Origin of the sequence: Elizabethkingia miricola, from assembly GCF_001675285.1 — a bacterium.
GTDB classification, from domain to species: domain Bacteria; phylum Bacteroidota; class Bacteroidia; order Flavobacteriales; family Weeksellaceae; genus Elizabethkingia; species Elizabethkingia miricola.
Genome location: NZ_LSGQ01000003.1, coordinates 28,587 through 45,999, shown reverse-complemented (window position 1 = coordinate 45,999; position 17,413 = coordinate 28,587). Strand labels below are relative to the sequence as shown.

Annotated in this window: 16 protein-coding genes; 7 read left to right on the top strand and 9 right to left on the bottom strand. The window is 35.7% G+C overall.

What is annotated here, in order from left to right; genetic code table 11:
- Window positions 1-8: 8 nt before the first annotated feature.
- A complete protein-coding gene (guaB, locus tag ATE49_RS03030; RefSeq protein ID WP_065081046.1) occupies window positions 9-1,469 on the bottom strand; it encodes an IMP dehydrogenase in 1,461 nt (486 codons plus the stop codon).
- 107 nt (window positions 1,470-1,576) lie between these two features.
- Entirely contained in the window at window positions 1,577-2,401 is an 825-nt protein-coding gene (gene tsf / locus ATE49_RS03025; RefSeq protein ID WP_059156678.1) for a translation elongation factor Ts, read from the bottom strand.
- Window positions 2,402-2,544: 143 nt separating this feature from the next.
- On the opposite strand from tsf, the gene ATE49_RS03020 reads away from it, so the two are divergent.
- A complete protein-coding gene (locus ATE49_RS03020; protein ID WP_065081045.1) occupies window positions 2,545-2,985 on the top strand; it encodes a DUF6759 domain-containing protein in 441 nt (146 codons plus the stop codon).
- A 72-nt stretch (window positions 2,986-3,057) separates the two neighbouring features.
- On the opposite strand, the gene rpsB is transcribed toward ATE49_RS03020, so the two are convergent.
- The 3 genes from rpsB to rplM form a co-directional block, all read right to left on the bottom strand.
- On the bottom strand, window positions 3,058-3,816 hold the full coding sequence (gene rpsB / locus ATE49_RS03015) for a 30S ribosomal protein S2 (RefSeq protein ID WP_009085459.1): 759 nt from the start codon (window positions 3,814-3,816) through the stop codon (window positions 3,058-3,060).
- A gap of 183 nt (window positions 3,817-3,999) precedes the next feature.
- Window positions 4,000-4,386 carry a 30S ribosomal protein S9 gene (gene rpsI, locus ATE49_RS03010; protein WP_034868046.1) on the bottom strand — a complete coding sequence of 129 codons (387 nt, stop codon included), beginning with the start codon at window positions 4,384-4,386 and terminating at the stop codon, window positions 4,000-4,002.
- A 5-nt stretch (window positions 4,387-4,391) separates the two neighbouring features.
- Window positions 4,392-4,847 (bottom strand): 50S ribosomal protein L13, encoded by a 456-nt coding sequence (gene rplM, locus ATE49_RS03005; RefSeq protein WP_034868048.1) that lies wholly within the window; start codon window positions 4,845-4,847, stop codon window positions 4,392-4,394.
- Window positions 4,848-5,165: 318 nt separating this feature from the next.
- Between rplM and ATE49_RS03000 the strand changes: the two genes are divergently transcribed.
- On the top strand, window positions 5,166-6,278 hold the full coding sequence (locus ATE49_RS03000) for a DUF3667 domain-containing protein (protein ID WP_059156922.1): 1,113 nt from the start codon (window positions 5,166-5,168) through the stop codon (window positions 6,276-6,278).
- Window positions 6,279-6,354: 76 nt separating this feature from the next.
- Here ATE49_RS03000 and ATE49_RS02995 read toward each other — a convergent pair whose 3' ends face one another.
- Window positions 6,355-6,687, bottom strand: coding sequence for a hypothetical protein (locus ATE49_RS02995; protein ID WP_009085455.1), 333 nt, complete (start codon window positions 6,685-6,687; stop codon window positions 6,355-6,357).
- An 8-nt stretch (window positions 6,688-6,695) separates the two neighbouring features.
- Window positions 6,696-8,222: a membrane-binding protein gene (locus tag ATE49_RS02990; protein WP_260255541.1), complete on the bottom strand. Its 1,527-nt coding sequence runs from the start codon at window positions 8,220-8,222 to the stop codon at window positions 6,696-6,698.
- A gap of 178 nt (window positions 8,223-8,400) precedes the next feature.
- On the opposite strand from ATE49_RS02990, the gene ATE49_RS02985 reads away from it, so the two are divergent.
- Window positions 8,401-11,766 (top strand): methylmalonyl-CoA mutase family protein, encoded by a 3,366-nt coding sequence (locus ATE49_RS02985; protein ID WP_065081044.1) that lies wholly within the window; start codon window positions 8,401-8,403, stop codon window positions 11,764-11,766.
- A 54-nt stretch (window positions 11,767-11,820) separates the two neighbouring features.
- On the opposite strand, the gene ATE49_RS02980 is transcribed toward ATE49_RS02985, so the two are convergent.
- On the bottom strand, window positions 11,821-13,230 hold the full coding sequence (locus tag ATE49_RS02980; RefSeq protein ID WP_065081409.1) for a pyridoxal phosphate-dependent decarboxylase family protein: 1,410 nt from the start codon (window positions 13,228-13,230) through the stop codon (window positions 11,821-11,823).
- A gap of 131 nt (window positions 13,231-13,361) precedes the next feature.
- On the opposite strand from ATE49_RS02980, the gene ATE49_RS02975 reads away from it, so the two are divergent.
- From ATE49_RS02975 to ATE49_RS02960, 4 genes are all read left to right on the top strand, one after another.
- On the top strand, window positions 13,362-14,129 hold the full coding sequence (locus tag ATE49_RS02975; RefSeq protein ID WP_065081043.1) for a hypothetical protein: 768 nt from the start codon (window positions 13,362-13,364) through the stop codon (window positions 14,127-14,129).
- A 118-nt stretch (window positions 14,130-14,247) separates the two neighbouring features.
- Window positions 14,248-15,378 (top strand): serine hydrolase domain-containing protein, encoded by a 1,131-nt coding sequence (locus ATE49_RS02970; protein ID WP_065081042.1) that lies wholly within the window; start codon window positions 14,248-14,250, stop codon window positions 15,376-15,378.
- A complete protein-coding gene (gene thpR, locus ATE49_RS02965; RefSeq protein WP_065081041.1) occupies window positions 15,371-15,898 on the top strand; it encodes an RNA 2',3'-cyclic phosphodiesterase in 528 nt (175 codons plus the stop codon). Before ATE49_RS02970 ends, thpR begins: the two co-directional genes overlap by 8 nt.
- Before the next feature lie 13 nt (window positions 15,899-15,911).
- Window positions 15,912-16,673, top strand: coding sequence for a hypothetical protein (locus ATE49_RS02960; protein ID WP_065081040.1), 762 nt, complete (start codon window positions 15,912-15,914; stop codon window positions 16,671-16,673).
- Between the two features lie 32 nt (window positions 16,674-16,705).
- Here the strand turns inward: ATE49_RS02960 and ATE49_RS02955 are convergent, their stop codons facing one another.
- Entirely contained in the window at window positions 16,706-17,398 is a 693-nt protein-coding gene (locus ATE49_RS02955) for a hypothetical protein (RefSeq protein ID WP_065081039.1), read from the bottom strand.
- Window positions 17,399-17,413: the final 15 nt, after the last annotated feature.

Genomic DNA, 17,413 nt, shown 5'->3' with positions numbered 1-17,413 from the left:
AATATAATTTACAATGAGTAGTTAGGGGCTTCCTGCGTAATGATTACATCATGCGGGTGAGATTCTTTAAGTCCAGATCCAGTGATACGAACCATTTTAGAATCTTTCTGAAGAGATTCGATATCCTTAGCTCCACAGTATCCCATTCCGGCTCTTAATCCTCCGCTAAGCTGGAAAATAACTTCTTCTAACTTACCTTTGAAAGGAACTCTTCCTTCAATACCTTCCGGTACAAATTTCTTTGCCTCACTTTGGAAATATCTTTCTTTACCACCACGCTTCATTGCTGCTAAAGATCCCATTCCTTGATAAGACTTGAATTTTCTTCCCTGGAAAATAATTTCATCTCCCGGAGCTTCTTCTGTCCCTGCTAAAAGAGATCCAAGCATTACTGCTCCTGCTCCACTTGCAATGGCTTTTACAATATCTCCGGAAAGCTTAATACCTCCGTCTGCAATAACAGCTACATTTTGTGTTCTTGCATATTCGTAAACGTTATAGATAGCAGATAATTGTGGTACACCTACACCTGCAACAACTCTTGTTGTACAGATAGATCCCGGACCAACACCTACTTTCAGGACATTTGCACCTGCTTCAATAAGAGCTTTTGCTGCTTCAGCAGTTACAATATTTCCTCCAACGATATCCAGATCCGGATATGCTGCACGGATTTCTCTGATCTTTTCAAGAACACCTTCTGAGTGGCCGTGTGCAGAGTCTACTGCAATAATATCCACGCCAGCTACAACCAGAGCTTTCACTCTATCCATTGTATCTGCTCCAACTCCGACTCCGGCTCCTACAATAAGCCTTCCGTTTCCGTCTTTATTAGCATTAGGATACTCCAGCTGATTGTCGATATCTTTAATGGTGATTAATCCTACCAATTTGTTTTCAGCATCTACTATAGGAAGTTTTTCTACTCTGCTCTTCAACAAAATTTCTTTTGCTTCTTCCAGAGTTGTTGATTTATGAGAAACGATAAGATTATCTTTTGTCATAATCTCTTCAACCTTAAGATCTAGGTCTTCCTGATACTTCACATCTCTGTTAGTAATAATACCTACCAGTTTGTTATCATTATCTACTACAGGAAGTCCTGAAATTTTATAATGAGCCATCATCCCCTTAGCTTCTCCAAGAGTATGTTCTTTGGACAATGTAACAGGATCGGAGATCATGCCGTTCTCGGATCTTTTTACACTGTTAACCTGATTAGCTTGCTCCTCGATAGGCATATTCTTATGAATAAATCCTAATCCACCTACTCTCGCCAATGCAATAGCAAGTGAAGCTTCCGTTACCGTATCCATAGCTGCAGAAACGATAGGAACTTTCAAGGTGATTTTATCGGAAAGTCTTGATTTTAGAGAAACCTGATTTGGTAATACTTCAGAATATGAAGGTACTAGAAGAACGTCATCAAAGGTGATTGCCGTCTCTATGATTTTGTCGTGTATAGGCATAGCACTTTCTTTGCAAAATTACGAAATTATTATGGAATGAGAAACATTAATTCTGATTAACAAAAAACCCCGGGAAGTTCCCGAGGTTTCTTTTTATTTCAGTTTGATTAAGCTAAGCTTACTCTTACGAATCCTACTACTTTTAGGTCAGCGTTAACTGATTTTACATAGTCAGCTACTGATTGGCTTCCGTCTTTGATGAACGCCTGGTGAACAAGAGTGTTCTCTTTGTAGAACTTCTGCATTTTACCTTTAAGGATGTTATCGATAATGTTTGCAGGCTTACCTTCTTTAGTTAAGATATCTCTTTCGATCTCTAATTCTTTATCGATAGTTTCCTGAGAAACCTGAGTTTCATCAAGAGCGATTGGGTTCATTGCAGCGATCTGCATAGAAACAGCTTTTGCAGCATCAACACCACCTTCTACGTTAGCAGAAAGAGAAGTAATAGCAGCAATTTTGTTACCTGCGTGGATGTAAGCACCTAAGAAAGGTCCTTCAATTCTTTCGAAGCTACCGATCTCGATTTTCTCACCGATAACACCTGTCTGCTCGATTAATTTCTCAGCAACAGTAATTCCGTGGAAATCTGTAGCTAATAATTCTTCTTTAGTTGCAGCAGTAATTGCCATCTCAGCTAATTCATAAGCTAACTCTACGAAAGCTTCGTTTTTAGCAACGAAGTCAGTCTCACAGTTAAGGCTAATGATAGCACCTAAAGTGTTATCTTCATTAACTCTTGCGATAACAGCACCTTCAGTACTTTCTCTGTCAGCTCTGTTAGCTGCTACTTTCTGACCTTTTTTTCTAAGGATTTCGATAGCTTTTTCAAAATCGCCTTCAGCTTCCACTAAAGCTTTTTTGCTATCCATCATACCTGCACCTGTGTGGTTTCTTAGTTTAGCTACGTCTGCTGCTACTGGTGTATACATAGTTTGAAATATTTTAATTAAATAATGCTTGAAATTTTAGCAGTGCAAAGATAAAAAAAATACAACAAATTAAAAAGCTGTGTTTTGTGTTTCGGTGTATTACGAAATAATTAATTTTAAGAAGATTAATTTATCTTTGACAGATGAAAAAATATTTATTCCTTATTTCTGCAACAGTATTTCTGGCCGGGTGTGACGCTATGAATTATGGTACATACAACCGATTTCCAAGATATCCTTCTTACCCTGGGAGCAACAATACTTCTATGGCAAATACTGAAAGAGAATATAATGAGTTACTAAAGACTTATAAACCCGAAACGGAAGCTGTATTAAATGATCTTTTGAACAGTACAGATCCAAATGCTGTTAACACTTCTATTGTTATAAAAAATGAATCTTCCTGTAATATGGTTTTCACCATCAGCGGAAGCAATGGCTTTAAAAGGATACCAATTGGTACCGGACAGGTTGGTTATGCAATGATTCGCAAGGGAACCTATACCCTTTCAGCTAATGTCTGTCAGAAAGTTTACAGAGAAACGACTAACATCAGAAGCTCACAACAGCTGTCGTTAAAATAATCAACTCTGCATTAGATAAAAAAAGAACCCGCTAGTAAACTAACGGGTTCTTTTATGTATATAAGAAAATTCTTATTCAGCATCGAAATCAGCATCAGCATCAGCTGTAGCTTTTTCGCCTTCTTTAGATTTTTCTTTTTCAGCTTTTCTTTGAGACTGACCTTCTTTGATAGATTCAGACACTACAGAAAGAATCATATCGATAGATTTAGAAGCATCATCGTTACCAGGGATAACGAAATCTACTTTTCTTGGGTCAGAGTTTGTATCAACGATACCGAAAACTGGAATACCTAATTTCTTAGCTTCAGTTACCGCAATGTGTTCTCTCATAATATCTACTACGAAAATAGCAGAAGGAAGACGCACCATGTCAGCGATAGAACCTAAATTTTTCTCTAGGTTAGCTCTCTGACGGTCAACTTGTAATCTTTCTTTTTTAGATAAAGTTTCGAAAGTACCATCTTTCTTCATTTTATCGATAGCGTTCATTTTCTTAACCGCTTTTCTGATAGTTACGAAGTTGGTAAGCATACCACCTGGCCATCTTTCAGTAATATAAGGCATGTTCAATTCAGAAGCGTGTTTTGCAACAACTTCTTTAGCTTGTTTTTTAGTAGCTACGAAAAGAACTTTTTTACCAGCAGAAGTAATTTTTTCTAAAGCGTTACAAGCTTCGTCCAATTTTACTGCCGTTTTATGTAAATCGACAATGTGAATACCGTTTTTCTCCATGAAGATATATGGAGCCATATTTGGATTCCACTTTCTAGTCATGTGACCGAAGTGTACGCCAGCCTCTAATAGGTCTTTTACATTTGCTTTTGCCATGTCTTTAATTTTTTTAGTTTACATTCCGCTTTAAGCAATCAACAACTTCAAAGAACGGGAGAAGTGTTTGGGTGCTAAACTAAACGGGCAATTTTTGTTTTGTTTAAAATAGATTTCAGAAATAAGATAACAGACCAAGTGAAGCGTCCGAAATCCATGATCCGAGATCCTGAATTTTGAAAATTAACGTTTTGAGAATTGGAATCTCTTTCTCGCTTTTTTCTGACCGAATTTCTTTCTTTCTACCATTCTTGCATCTCTGGTAAGAAGACCGTGAGGTTTCAATGATAATCTGAATTCTTCATTGATTGCGCAAAGTGCTCTTGAAATACCTAGTCTGATAGCTTCTGCCTGACCTGTAATACCACCACCGAAAACATTAACGGTAACGTCATACTGTCCAGCAGTTTCAGTTAATAAAAATGGTTGATTTAATTTGTAAACCAACATATCTGTGCAGAAGTAAGTTTTAGCATCTTTACCGTTAACAGTAATGTTACCAGCACCTGGCTTAACGTAAACTCTCGCTACAGATGTTTTTCTTCTTCCGATTTTGTGTACTGTAGACATCTTAATTATTTAATTTCGTTAATATTAATTTCTTTAGGCTGCTGTGCTTCATGCTTGTGCTCTCCACCTACGTATACGTGAAGGTTTTTGAAGATAGCTTTTCCTAATCTGTTTTTAGGAAGCATCCCTTTTACAGCTTTCTCAACTACCGTTGCACTGTTTTTCTTGTGAAGCTCTTCAGCAGTTAAAGATTTTTGACCTCCTGGGTATCCAGTATGCCAGATGTACTCTTTATCAGCCCACTTGTTTCCTGAAAGTGCTACTTTCTCAGCATTCAAAATAATAACGTTATCGCCACAGTCAACGTGCGGTGTAAAGTTAGTTTTGTGCTTTCCTCTCAAAATCTTAGCCACTTTAGATGCTAAACGCCCTAAAGGCTGTCCATCAGCGTCTACCACAACCCATTCTTTATTTGCGGTAGCTTTGTTAGCCGATACGGTTTTGTAACTTAATGTATTCACTACTTATCGTTTACGATTAAACATAATTTTCCCCATTACGGGTTTGCAAAGGTATAAATAATTTTCCTAAAACAAAACAGCTATTTGCTTTTTTATATTACAAGCCTGTTTAAATTGACAAAACACTAGCATTCAAAAACTTATACAAAAATCGATTTTTATCTATATCACCTCAACCTATTTTGGCACACGAATTGTGTATAATTCAAACATAAAAACACATCAACATAGAAAAAAGCAGTCCCTTTTTATAAGGTATTGCTTTTTTTATTTCCATTTTTGCAAAATCTGATTATTTTTGGAAAAAACTATTCAGAAATGGGACACCATGGAAAACTCCGATCAGACAAGACATGCCTAAACTGTGGTCATCAGGTAGAAGAGAGATTCTGCCCGCATTGTGGCCAGGAAAATATAGAAAAAAGACAACCGTTTCATTATTTGTTCACTCATTTTATAGAGGACTTCACCCATTACGATGGCCAGTTTTGGGGAACACTTAAAAACTTATTTTTCAGACCCGGAAAATTAACCTCCGTTTATCTTGAAGGAAAAAGACAGCTGTATGTCCCACCTGTAAAGCTTTATATATTTATGAGCTTTATAACATTTTTCATATTCGCCCTTTTCCCTCCTATTAAAATTAATATCACAGGCAATAAGCCTGCACATAGTAATGAAGCTGGAAAACAAATTGTACAGGCAATTACAACAGGGATTGAGAGTGAAAAACAAAACCAGAGAGATACAGCAACCGTTGCACAACTTGATAAAACCCAGAAATTTATAAAAGATTCACTGGATGTTAATGATTTTCAGGATGGAGTTGCCAGTGTTATGGATACAGAAAATAAAATTTCTGATGATTCTACTTTTTCAGGATATAAAACACGGGAAGAATATGATAAAGGATCAAAAAACAAAATAGTGGCTTTAAGTTTTTTACAGGATCCTATCGCTCACAAATTTTTTGAACTTAAGGAAGCTGGTATAAAAAAAGGAGAAATCTATACAAATCTGATAGAAACTTCTTTTCACAATATACCCAAGGCTTTATTTATATATCTGCCAGTTTTTGCATTCTTCCTCTGGATATTCCATAAAAAGAAAAAGTGGTGGTATTTTGACCATGGCATTTTCACTTTGCATTATTTTTCATTTTTATTAGCAAGTATTCTGATAACTCACCTCCTCTCGCAAAGTGCCGGTGCATTAAAAGGAATACCTGTTATCAATTCGTTAATCTACCTGATTGTATCCGGAATTACTATTTACAGCCTTGCCTATTTCTTTATAGCACATCACAGGGTTTATAAATCACATGGTGTGATAAGTTTTATTATCGGCTGTTTTCTATTCACATTAAATTTTGTTGCTTTTTTATTCCTGATTGTAGGACTAGCAATTGTTAGTTTTCTGATGATGCACTAAATATCAAACACTAAGAATAAAAAAAAGCGTTTCAGATACCTGAAGCGCTTCTTTATATTTTAATAAAGTGAGTTTTTTAATTTCTCAATGATTTACTTTGTCTGAAACTAGCCAAAAGATAATAGGCTACAAAGACTGTTGAAAAACGAATAATAGAAGGAATAGCAATTTCCAGATTAAAGAAAACAATTCCCAATACTACCAAGAGGATTATTCCTATAAAGGATAGTCCCAATTTTTTGGGTAGTGCAAAATCGGGTCTGTCCAGAAAATAAGCCATTCCCCAACCTAATCCAAAAGCAAAAGCATAATAAAGGTCTAAAGAAACTTTCCCGAATCCTGATAAAAAATAATGGAACAGGAAACTAACTGCAGTTCCCAATAAAAGATATAAAATTGCTTTTTTCATACTTATTATTAATAGTTATAATTCTTGACAAGAGATTCTTCGCGAAAATAATAAGATTCTCCGTAAGGATTTTCATTAATAAGAATTTTTTCTTCTGAAAATAGCTTACCTGCTTTTGTATATTGTCGGATTATGATCCATTCTCCTTTTCTTTCGATCTCTACATCGCGTGCATCTTCATCGATCCGGATTTTACCACTTACAAGCTTATTATCCTTTATAAAAGCTTTATTACTTACTTTACCTTTTACATATTGTAATACTTCTCCATTAAATGAATCCTCCTGTACTGATTTTGTATAAGAATAAAGTACTGTTCCGTCTTCGTTATATACTTTAGATTCATATATATTTTTCTCAGGGTTAAGATGCCTTGTCCATTGTACTTTTCCGTTTTCGAAAAGTCTTTTCATATCCTGAACAATTCCGTCCTTATACACTATTTCACCAGCGTCTGCAATTTCAGTTCCATTATAAGCAACACCGTCCTTTAATTCCAGTTTTGCTTTTAAAGAGCCATCCGGATTATAGTAATTAACAGCTACTTTGTCTTCACCTTTATAGAAATTTTCGGTATTTAATTTCCCGTCTTCATCATAATTTCTATCCGAAATAAGTATTCCTTCATGATAGGTAGATATATGTCTTACAGTCTCTCCTTCTTCATAAAACTCATAATCCTCCCCTTCGTAAGCAACAGCATCTTTAATCTCCTCATTATATTTTAAGTCAAGTTTTGCTATTACTTTACCTTCTTCATTATACGTTATCTTCTGTCTGTTTTTACCAGATATTTTCACATCCTGCTTCAGCATGCCATTCTTATAATAGCTCTTGGATTCCAACAGATCACCTTTTTTGTTATATCTTTCTATACTGGCAATTCTCATCGGTGCATAATAGTATTCTATAATAGTCCCTTCATATTTACCTTCTTTACTATTATATGTTCTACTTCCTATATATTTCCCTTTTTCGTCGTAATATTTAACTTCAGATTCATAACCGTCCTTATAAATAGTCTCACTTCGTATTCCTTTTTTAGAATCATCAAAGACAACTGTATAAGTAGCTTCAGAATTCTTATACTCCGTGATCATATTATAACCTGTGTTCTCATCATTATTTTTGTACAGATAGGCTCTCCCGTCATATCTACCTTCTTTATTATAGATCAGATCTTCAACAATACGCCCCTGTCCGTCAAACATTTTAGATACACCTATTGGTACTCCTTTTACATATTCTGCAATTTTTTCAGGTTTGCCATCAGGAAAATACCACGTTGCTTTCCCTTCATAGACTTCACTGTTTGGTGTTACATCCGATGCCAGACCTTCAAACTGCAGTGATCCATTTTTATAATAATCTTTTAACAGAATAAGATTTCCTTGTTTAGAGGTTTCCCGGTAGTAAACCATCTGATCTTTGGTGGTAGTTTCCCAATTTTCATCAAAGTAAACACGCTCTTGTGCAAACGCTTCAGAATACGCACTGATTAACGCTATTATTAAAGTAGTTTTAAAATTCATCATTATAGTGTTTAGTATTAAATTTTACGTGTATAAAAGTATTAATTTCTAATCTACCGACTATGATTTATAAGCAAAAATGGCCGAAACCAGCCATTTTTAAGCCCTTTCTGTTAACCATATAATCCTGAAGAAGATATGCCCTCAATTTATTATATTTGGACTATTACTAAACCCTAATATGAACACAAAAAAATATACTCCTGACAATAAAGTTAGGATCGTTACTGCAGCGGCTTTGTTCGACGGACACGATGCTGCTATAAACATTATGCGGCGGGTGATCCAGGGAACCGGATGCGAGGTTATTCACCTTGGACATGACAAATCAGCAGAAGAAGTTGTAAACACAGCAATACAGGAAGATGCTAATGCTATAGCATTGACTTCTTATCAGGGCGGGCATAACGAATACTTTAAGTATATCTATGACCTGCTGAGAGAAAAGAACTCACCACAGATTAAAATCTTCGGCGGCGGCGGCGGTGTCATCCTGCCTGAAGAAATAAAGGATCTTATGGATTACGGTATCGACAGAATTTATTCTCCGGACGACGGCCGAGAGCTTGGCCTTCAGGGAATGATTGATGATCTTGTACACAGATCTGATTTTGCTACAGGAAAAGATATAACAGCAAAAGATCTGGATGCTATAAACTTCGATAATCCAACAAGCATTGCCCAGATTATTTCGGCAGTGGAAAATTTTTCAGACGAAAAACCTGAGCTTGTAAAGGCTATAGATGAACAATCAAAAGATCTGAATATTCCGATTATTGGTATTACCGGTACTGGTGGTGCGGGTAAATCTTCTTTAACGGATGAACTTGTAAGACGCTTCCTGCGCTCTAATCCGGATAAAAAGATTGCTATTATCTCTATTGACCCTTCTAAAAAGAAAACAGGCGGAGCCCTTTTAGGTGACAGAATCCGTATGAACGCGATTAATGATCCACGAGTTTATATGCGTTCGATGGCAACCAGAGAAAATAATGTTTCGGTTTCTCCATTTATTCACTCTGCGTTAAATGTTTTGAAACTTGCACATCCGGATGTTATCATACTGGAAACATCTGGTATCGGACAGTCCGGTTCTGAGGTTTCGGATTTTGCCGATGTCTCTATGTATGTGATGACACCTGAGTACGGAGCTTCCACTCAGCTTGAAAAAATAGACATGCTGGATTATGCAGATCTTGTAGCATTAAATAAATCTGATAAGCGTGGTGCTTTAGATGCATTACAAGCTGTAAGAAAACAATTTCAGAGAAACCATCTTTTATGGGAAAGTCCATTAGATGATATGCCGGTTTTTGCAACTAAAGCTTCTCAGTTCAACGATCATGGCACAACAGAACTCTATAACAGATTAATCGTAAAAGTAAATGAGACCCTTCGACAGGCTCAGGGGGACGCTGTATCTGAGTTTAATACTTTTATTGAGCAGGAGGTAACAGATGAAGTGACCATAATTCCGCCAAAAAGAGTCCGTTATCTGTCTGAAATTGTAGAAAACAACAAACAATATGATGCTGCCATAGAAAAACAGGCTGAACTGGCCAGAACTATGTATCATATTGACGGCGTAAAGAAAATTATCTCCAACGATGTTTTAGAAACTGAATATCAAAAAGCAGAAAAAGAACTGCAACAGGAGAATATAGATTTCCTTAAAAACTGGGATGATACAAAAAAAGCTTTCAACGCCGAATTTTATTCTTACTTCGTTCGTGGAAAGGAAATTAAAGTAGAAACCTCAACCGAATCTTTATCCCATCTTAGAATTCCTAAAATAGCATTACCAAAATACAATGATTGGGGAGATCTTATTAAATGGAAAGGTCAGGAAAATCTTCCGGGAAGTTTTCCATATACGGCAGGTATTTATCCTTTTAAAAGAACCGGTGAAGATCCTACCAGAATGTTTGCCGGAGAAGGCGGACCGGAAAGAACCAACAGAAGATTCCATTATGTTTCAGCTGAAATGCCGGCAAAACGCTTATCTACAGCTTTTGATTCCGTAACATTATATGGTCAGGATCCTGCTTTACCACCAGATATTTATGGTAAAATTGGTAATGCCGGAGTTTCTATTGCAACATTAGATGATGCTAAAAAGCTATACTCTGGTTTTGACCTTGTAAATGCTCTGACTTCTGTGTCTATGACTATTAACGGGCCTGCTCCTATGCTATTGGCTTTCTTTATGAATGCAGCTATCGACCAGAATGTTGAAAAATATATTACTGAACACAAACTTGAAGCGAAAGTAGAAGCTGCTCTAAAGGCTAAATTTGATGATAAAGGCTTAAAGAGACCTCAATATAATGGAGAATTACCTCCATCTAATAATGGTTTAGGCTTGAAATTGCTAGGAATTACCGGAGATGAAGTAATTCCTGCAGATGTTTACGAAAAAATCAAAGCCCAAACGATTGCTACCGTTAGGGGAACAGTTCAGGCAGATATTCTGAAAGAGGATCAGGCACAAAACACCTGTATTTTCTCTACCGAATTTGCGCTAAGATTAATGGGTGATGTTCAGGAGTATTTCATTAAAGAAAAAGTAAGAAACTTCTATTCGGTTTCTATTTCAGGATATCACATTGCTGAAGCCGGAGCTAATCCGATTTCGCAGTTAGCATTTACATTGGCAAACGGATTTACTTATGTGGAATACTACCTAAGCCGTGGAATGGACATCAACGATTTTGCGCCAAACTTATCTTTCTTCTTCTCCAACGGCATCGACCCTGAATATGCAGTTATCGGCCGTGTAGCTAGAAGAATCTGGGCAAAAGCCATGAAACTGAAATATGGTGCAGATGAAAGAAGCCAGATGCTGAAATATCATATTCAGACTTCCGGCCGTTCACTTCACGCTCAGGAAATTGATTTTAACGATATCAGAACCACGCTTCAGGCATTATATGCTATTTATGATAACTGTAATTCACTTCACACCAATGCATATGACGAAGCGATTACAACACCAACAGAAGAATCTGTAAGAAGAGCAATGGCCATTCAGCTTATCATCAATAAAGAATTGGGTCTGGCTAAAAATGAAAACCCACTTCAGGGCTCATTCATTATCGAAGAGTTAACAGATCTGGTAGAAGAAGCTGTATACACCGAGTTCGACAGAATTACAGAAAGAGGAGGTGTTCTTGGTGCTATGGAAACCATGTATCAGCGTTCAAAAATCCAGGAGGAATCCATGCATTATGAATGGCTGAAACATACTGGTGAATATCCTATTATTGGTGTAAACACATTCCTGGGCAAAGATGGTTCTCCAACGGTTTTACCAGGAGAGGTTATTCGTTCCACTGAGGAAGAAAAGCAGGCACAGATTGAATCACTTCACAATTTCCAGGAAGCCAATGAAGGAAAATCTGAAGAGGCTTTAAGAAAATTACAACACGCAGCCATTAATCAGCAAAACCTGTTTGGAGTTATGATGGATGCTGTAAAATATTGTTCTCTGGGACAAATTACCAATGCTTTGTTTGAAGTAGGTGGTAAATACCGAAGAAATATGTAGAGGCTACGGTCTAAAAAATAATCCCTCGTAGTGTTTTCTATGAGGGATTTTTATTTATTTGAAATTTGTTATCAATGTTGCCATTGTCTCTGTTATCAATTCTATATCCTGCGTCGTTGTTCGCCAGTTAACAAAAGCCGCCCTAATTCCTTTACGTTGATTATAGTTAGTCGGGGTCATAAAAACCTTACCTGTAGTATTCAGCAATTCCAGAAATTGGTTTACTTTCTCCTGCATCTCTTCACCTTTTAAGGTAAAGCATATTGTATTCAGACGCGCCGGGGCCAGCAATTCGAAATCATTACTTTTTTCTATAAATGCTCCAAATCGCTTTGAACAAAAAATACTATTTTCCACAATATCCCGATAACCATCTTTACCATAAGCCATAAGAGAGAACCATGCCGGCAAGGCTTTCAGTCGTCTTGAATTCTCCGGAAGAAAATTTAAATAATTAAAACTCTCCAAAGGATCTCCCAGATAGGGAGCATTAGAATTCTGGAAAGTTTCAACCTGCAACAACTTGTATCCCTCTTTTATAAAAAATACAGCACTCTCATATGGTACATTCAGCCATTTATGACAATCTACAGTAATACTGTCCGCATACTCCCAGTCTCTCACAAGATGTTTATACGTGTCGGAACATGCAGCAAAACCTCCGAATGCCGCATCTATATGCCACCAGAAATTATAGTTTTCTTTTAGCTTTCGTATTGCAGCAAAATCATCAAAATCAACAGTATTTACTGTCCCGGCACTTGAAATTAAAATAAACGGCTCTCCGTTCAGTTTCTGGATATGATCTTCCAAATCTTTAATACAAATTGCTTCTCTGTTACCCTCTTCAGTTTTAATCTTAATAATATTACTACTTCCTATTCCCAAAAGAGAAAGTGACTTTATAGCTGAAGAATGTGGTGTAGCAGTTAATACGTGTATAGGCATTATCATTCCTTCTTTTGCTATATCTGTATTTTTTTCTTTTCCATACCACTGCCTCGCTACAGCAAGACAAGTGAAATTAGACATCATAGCTCCGGTAACAAAACCTCCTAAAAAACTTTTAGGCAATTCCAAAAGATCCCTTAACATTGCTATGGTTTCCATCTCTATAACTGCCGAAATATCTCCCTGCCCTTTCACAGATTGGGTATTCTGATCATATATAGTCGATAACCAGTCTCCGGCAACAGACGCAGGCGTGGAACCTCCAGTCACAAATCCCAGATACCTTGGTCCGGATGAAGCTACCATCAGAGGTTCAAATCTTTTATTAAACAACCTAAGTACTTCTTCAGTACCACATCCTTCTTCTGGTAGTGTCTGCTTTTCGGGAATTAATTTATTATCTGCAGATGTTGCTCTATCCGAAATAGAATTCAAATATTCTACGCCTTGTTCTTTTATAATATTTAGTAAGTGCTCTATCCTTAAAGAATCACTCTTCAGACTGTCTTTCATATCCATTGTAATTAGCTAATCAAAGGTATTAATTAAATGCTCAATTTGCTATCAGAAGCCTTTTCATTAAGTATCTATAATATTTGTGTTATCATTATATTTTTTTAAATTTAATAACCTGAATTACAAATATGAAGAAAATCGATATTGAAAATTCATGCAGCATCAGTTGGGATGAGATGCAGGATTTAGGAAAAGACAAGTTTTGTCAACATTGTAATAAAACAGTTCTGGATCTGGATCTCAAAAATGAAGTGGAAATAGTGAGTCTCCTAATTGAAAATCCTAAGCTATGCGGTAAATTTTCAAAATTCAATATTGCCGCAAGTCTAATTTTAGCAGTATCTCTAAGCATTACTTCTTGCTCTGTTACCAACACACCAAGCAATCACCCTACAGAAAAAGGAATTGATAAAATAGTGAAAATATCCGGGAAAATTTCAGCGGCAAAAGGTATTACTATAAAACCGACATCTATCAAAGTCGTTACAAAATCCAAGCTATTTTCAGGAAAAATAGATAGTCAAAATAATTTTGAAATAGAGATTCCTGAATCTAAAATTAAGGAACGAAATATTATCAAAATAGATTTTATGAAGACAAAGCATGAAAATACTTTTCAGGATTATTCTTTACACCTTCTAACAAAGAAAGATTTATTTGAAAATACAACATTAATTGCAGATGATGGAATGGTCACGATAGGTGCTGTAGTAATAGTAACGCCTGAACCTCCTGATTTTTATTATTTCAACGGAAAAAGTATTTCTAAATACAAATTTGAAAATATTTTGAAAGAACATCCTGACTATGAAAAAATTGTCATAGATAAGGCACAATATAAAAATATCATTACAAGTACATATTCCGATACGCTTTATCTGCTTTACTCTAAGTAAATGTTTCAAAGCAATATGGCTTAAAATCTATGTTTAGCATAGATTTTGCAACATTATCAAACTTCATTCTATTAAGGATTACTATTACAGTAAATTCTTTCTTTATAACAAAACACTTATGATAAAAAAATTAGGATTTCTATTTCTTTTCGCGCTGCTATTTTCATGTAAAACGGAACAGCAAAAAACTATCGACCGTAATGTTGTTATAGATTCTACAATAACAGCATTTCAAACTAAACTTACACAGCAGCAGATTGCCACTGTATTTAAAAAGTATCACTTCAACGGGAGTATTGCTGTTTTTAAGGATAGTACTTTATTATACAGAAAAGAAAATGGCTATTCTAATTTTAAGAGTAAAGCTAAAATCGACAGCAACACCATTTTTGCTATTGGCTCGGTAAGCAAGCAATTCACTGCTGTTCTTATCTTATTGCAAAAGGAACAGGGTAAATTAAAACTGGACGATAAAGTTTCACAATACTTGCCTGATTTTCGAATCAAGGAATATGAAAATATCACTATTAACCAACTTCTGAATCACACTTCCGGCCTCAACATTATGGGTAACCGACTTATGTTTAGAAGCGGAACAGGTTTCTTTTATTCTAATGACGGATTTAATGCATTGGGGCAAATTGTGGAGAAAGTTTCCGGAAAATCCTATGACGAAAATGCCACAGAACTTTTTAATAAAACAGGTATGCAGCATTCGTTTACTGCGTCAACTTTTAAAACCGGAAATTTCGCAAGTGCATATCTTGGCAATGATAAAGTTCAGGAAGTTGTTCCCAATATGCCCAAGCGGCTTGCCGGAAAAGAAATCGGTACCCCCGCAGGCGGAATCCTCTCTACTATAGATGATCTTCACCTTTGGAATCAGAAATTATACAGCGGTAAGATTCTAAAATCGGAAACACTGAAAGAATTCACAAAGAAAAGCGCAGAAAGACAACATGCTATCTTTGGGAAAATGGGATATGCTTATGGCATTATGCTGAATACCGGAAAACCCGAAGCTTATTTCCATAGTGGTTATGTAAAGGGATCTCCTTCTTTGAATATTTATTATCCGGAAACCAAAACCTCGGTAATTATTCTTTCTAATATTGCTGATGAAAATAAGGGTAAAAATGCAGTATTTAACCCACATAAAGAAGTTAAAAACATTACAGATAATCTTCAGAACGTTATCATAGATTTACAGAAAGATTTACTAAAGCCTGTTGAACATAAAAATGAATAAACTATATTTCATAGCTATCTATCCTCCCAAATCTATTATTGAGGAAATCAAGGTTTTCAAAGAAGATCTGGCCAGAAATTATAATAATTCCAAGGCACTGAAAAATGATGCTCATATTACCCTCTTCCCTCCTTTTTCGCGGGATCAAGATATGGAACAGGATATTATTACAGCTTTTCAGAAGATCGATACACATATTGCACCTTTTGAGTTGGTATTAGATGGCTTTGGATCTTTTCCAAATCCCAAAAATCCAGTTTTATTTGTTCAGCCAAAGAAGAGTGAAAGTCTGAATACACTTCATTCCAAAGTAAAAGAACGTTTTAATTTTATAAAAAATTCTTTCAATCCTCATGTAACAGTCGGTTATAGAGATCTTAGCTTTGATAACTTCAAGAGAGCATGGAATTTTTACGAACACAAGGATTACAAAACTAAATTCGTAGTCGATGAAATTCAGCTTCTTCGTCATGACGGAAAATGGACCTCTATATCATCAAAAAAATTAACCGGAGAATAGTATCTTTGACCACATGAAAAAATTTATATCCTATCTTTTAATCTTTCTCTCAACTTTTACTTTTGCACAAAAACCCGATAATGCGTTACAAGGCTATTATGGCATTAAAGGAAATGGAAGTTTATATGGGAGTTTTAATTTCGATGGAAACGGAAAAGTTCTGATCGGCGACATGGCACATGGAGATTATTTTACCCGAAATGACAGCCTGATGATTTATCCCGATAAAGATATTTTTATATTTAAGATAAAAGGAAAGGAACTTCACGGTATATCGACCTGGGTTGAAAATGAAGTATGGAAATTCAATAAAGATTCTATATTGATAAATAACCGAAAGAATCCTGAGCTATCACAAAAGAAAGCAGAGTTATTAGCCCAATACTATGATAAAAAGAAAAATCAGGGTGATCTGGCCGCATTACTCGATCCGGATTTCATAAGCTTCAACACAGAACTTTGTGACAAAGGACTTGCAAAATCCTGTCTTGATCTATTTGGAGCTAAAATGTTAGAAGTTACCCCAGGCTTACTCACAGGAAAAGATCTTTCCAAACAAAATATCCAACCTCATCCGGAGCTATTGGCATTAGCAAAAAAGATAATAGATATGGGTGAACCTGAAGGCCATACTGCTTTAGGCAGTTATCTATATGCTATAGGCCGAATGGAAGAAGGAGAAAAAGAATGGGATAAGGCTATAGAAAAAGGCAGCCGAAGAGCCTTTCAGGGAAAAGCACTAATGGAGTTTAGTAAAGGCTTGGAAGAGAAATAAAAAAGGTGCAATTGATTGCACCTTTTTATTTTTTATGCTAGTTTCATTTTAGCAACTTCTCTTTTATATTTTATAAAAATAAAGGCAGCAAATAAACATACCGACGAAAAATATAATGGCATACTGAGTATTAATATTTTACTTAGTAAACTTGTTTCGGATATGTAAAATACATTATAAAATATTTCAGATGACTTTGATGTATTAGCTACATTTACCATCGGAAATATAAACATTCCTACTGCCAACTCTACCATTTTATGATAAGCATTCAGTGGACGCTTATTATGATTCCTTCTCTGAACCAATACTTTAAAGCTTAAGACAAAGATAATAATTGGAAGAATTATAAGCCCTGCATAAATAATTGTATAAAATGTTTTAAAATTTTCCATATCTAATACATAAACTCCTAAAACCAGAACTAATAATATCAAGGATGAAATAGTCAAAATTTTAGGCGTTATTTCTCTTATGTATGCACTCCTGATCTTAGCTACAATTTTCGGAACTGCTTTCACATCGCTAAAACTAAAATTCTGAAAGCTTAGTTCTTTTTTCCATTTAGTTTTCACCTGTAAAAAAGCTTTCTGAAAGCCGATTCCTTCATGTTCCAGCTCTTCAATCTGAGAAATAATATGATCTTCTATTTCTAAATAAATATCCAACGGAAGTCGTTTATCTTCCAGATATTTCTGAATCTGTTTTCTTTCAAGTATGTTCATCGCTATTGTATTTTT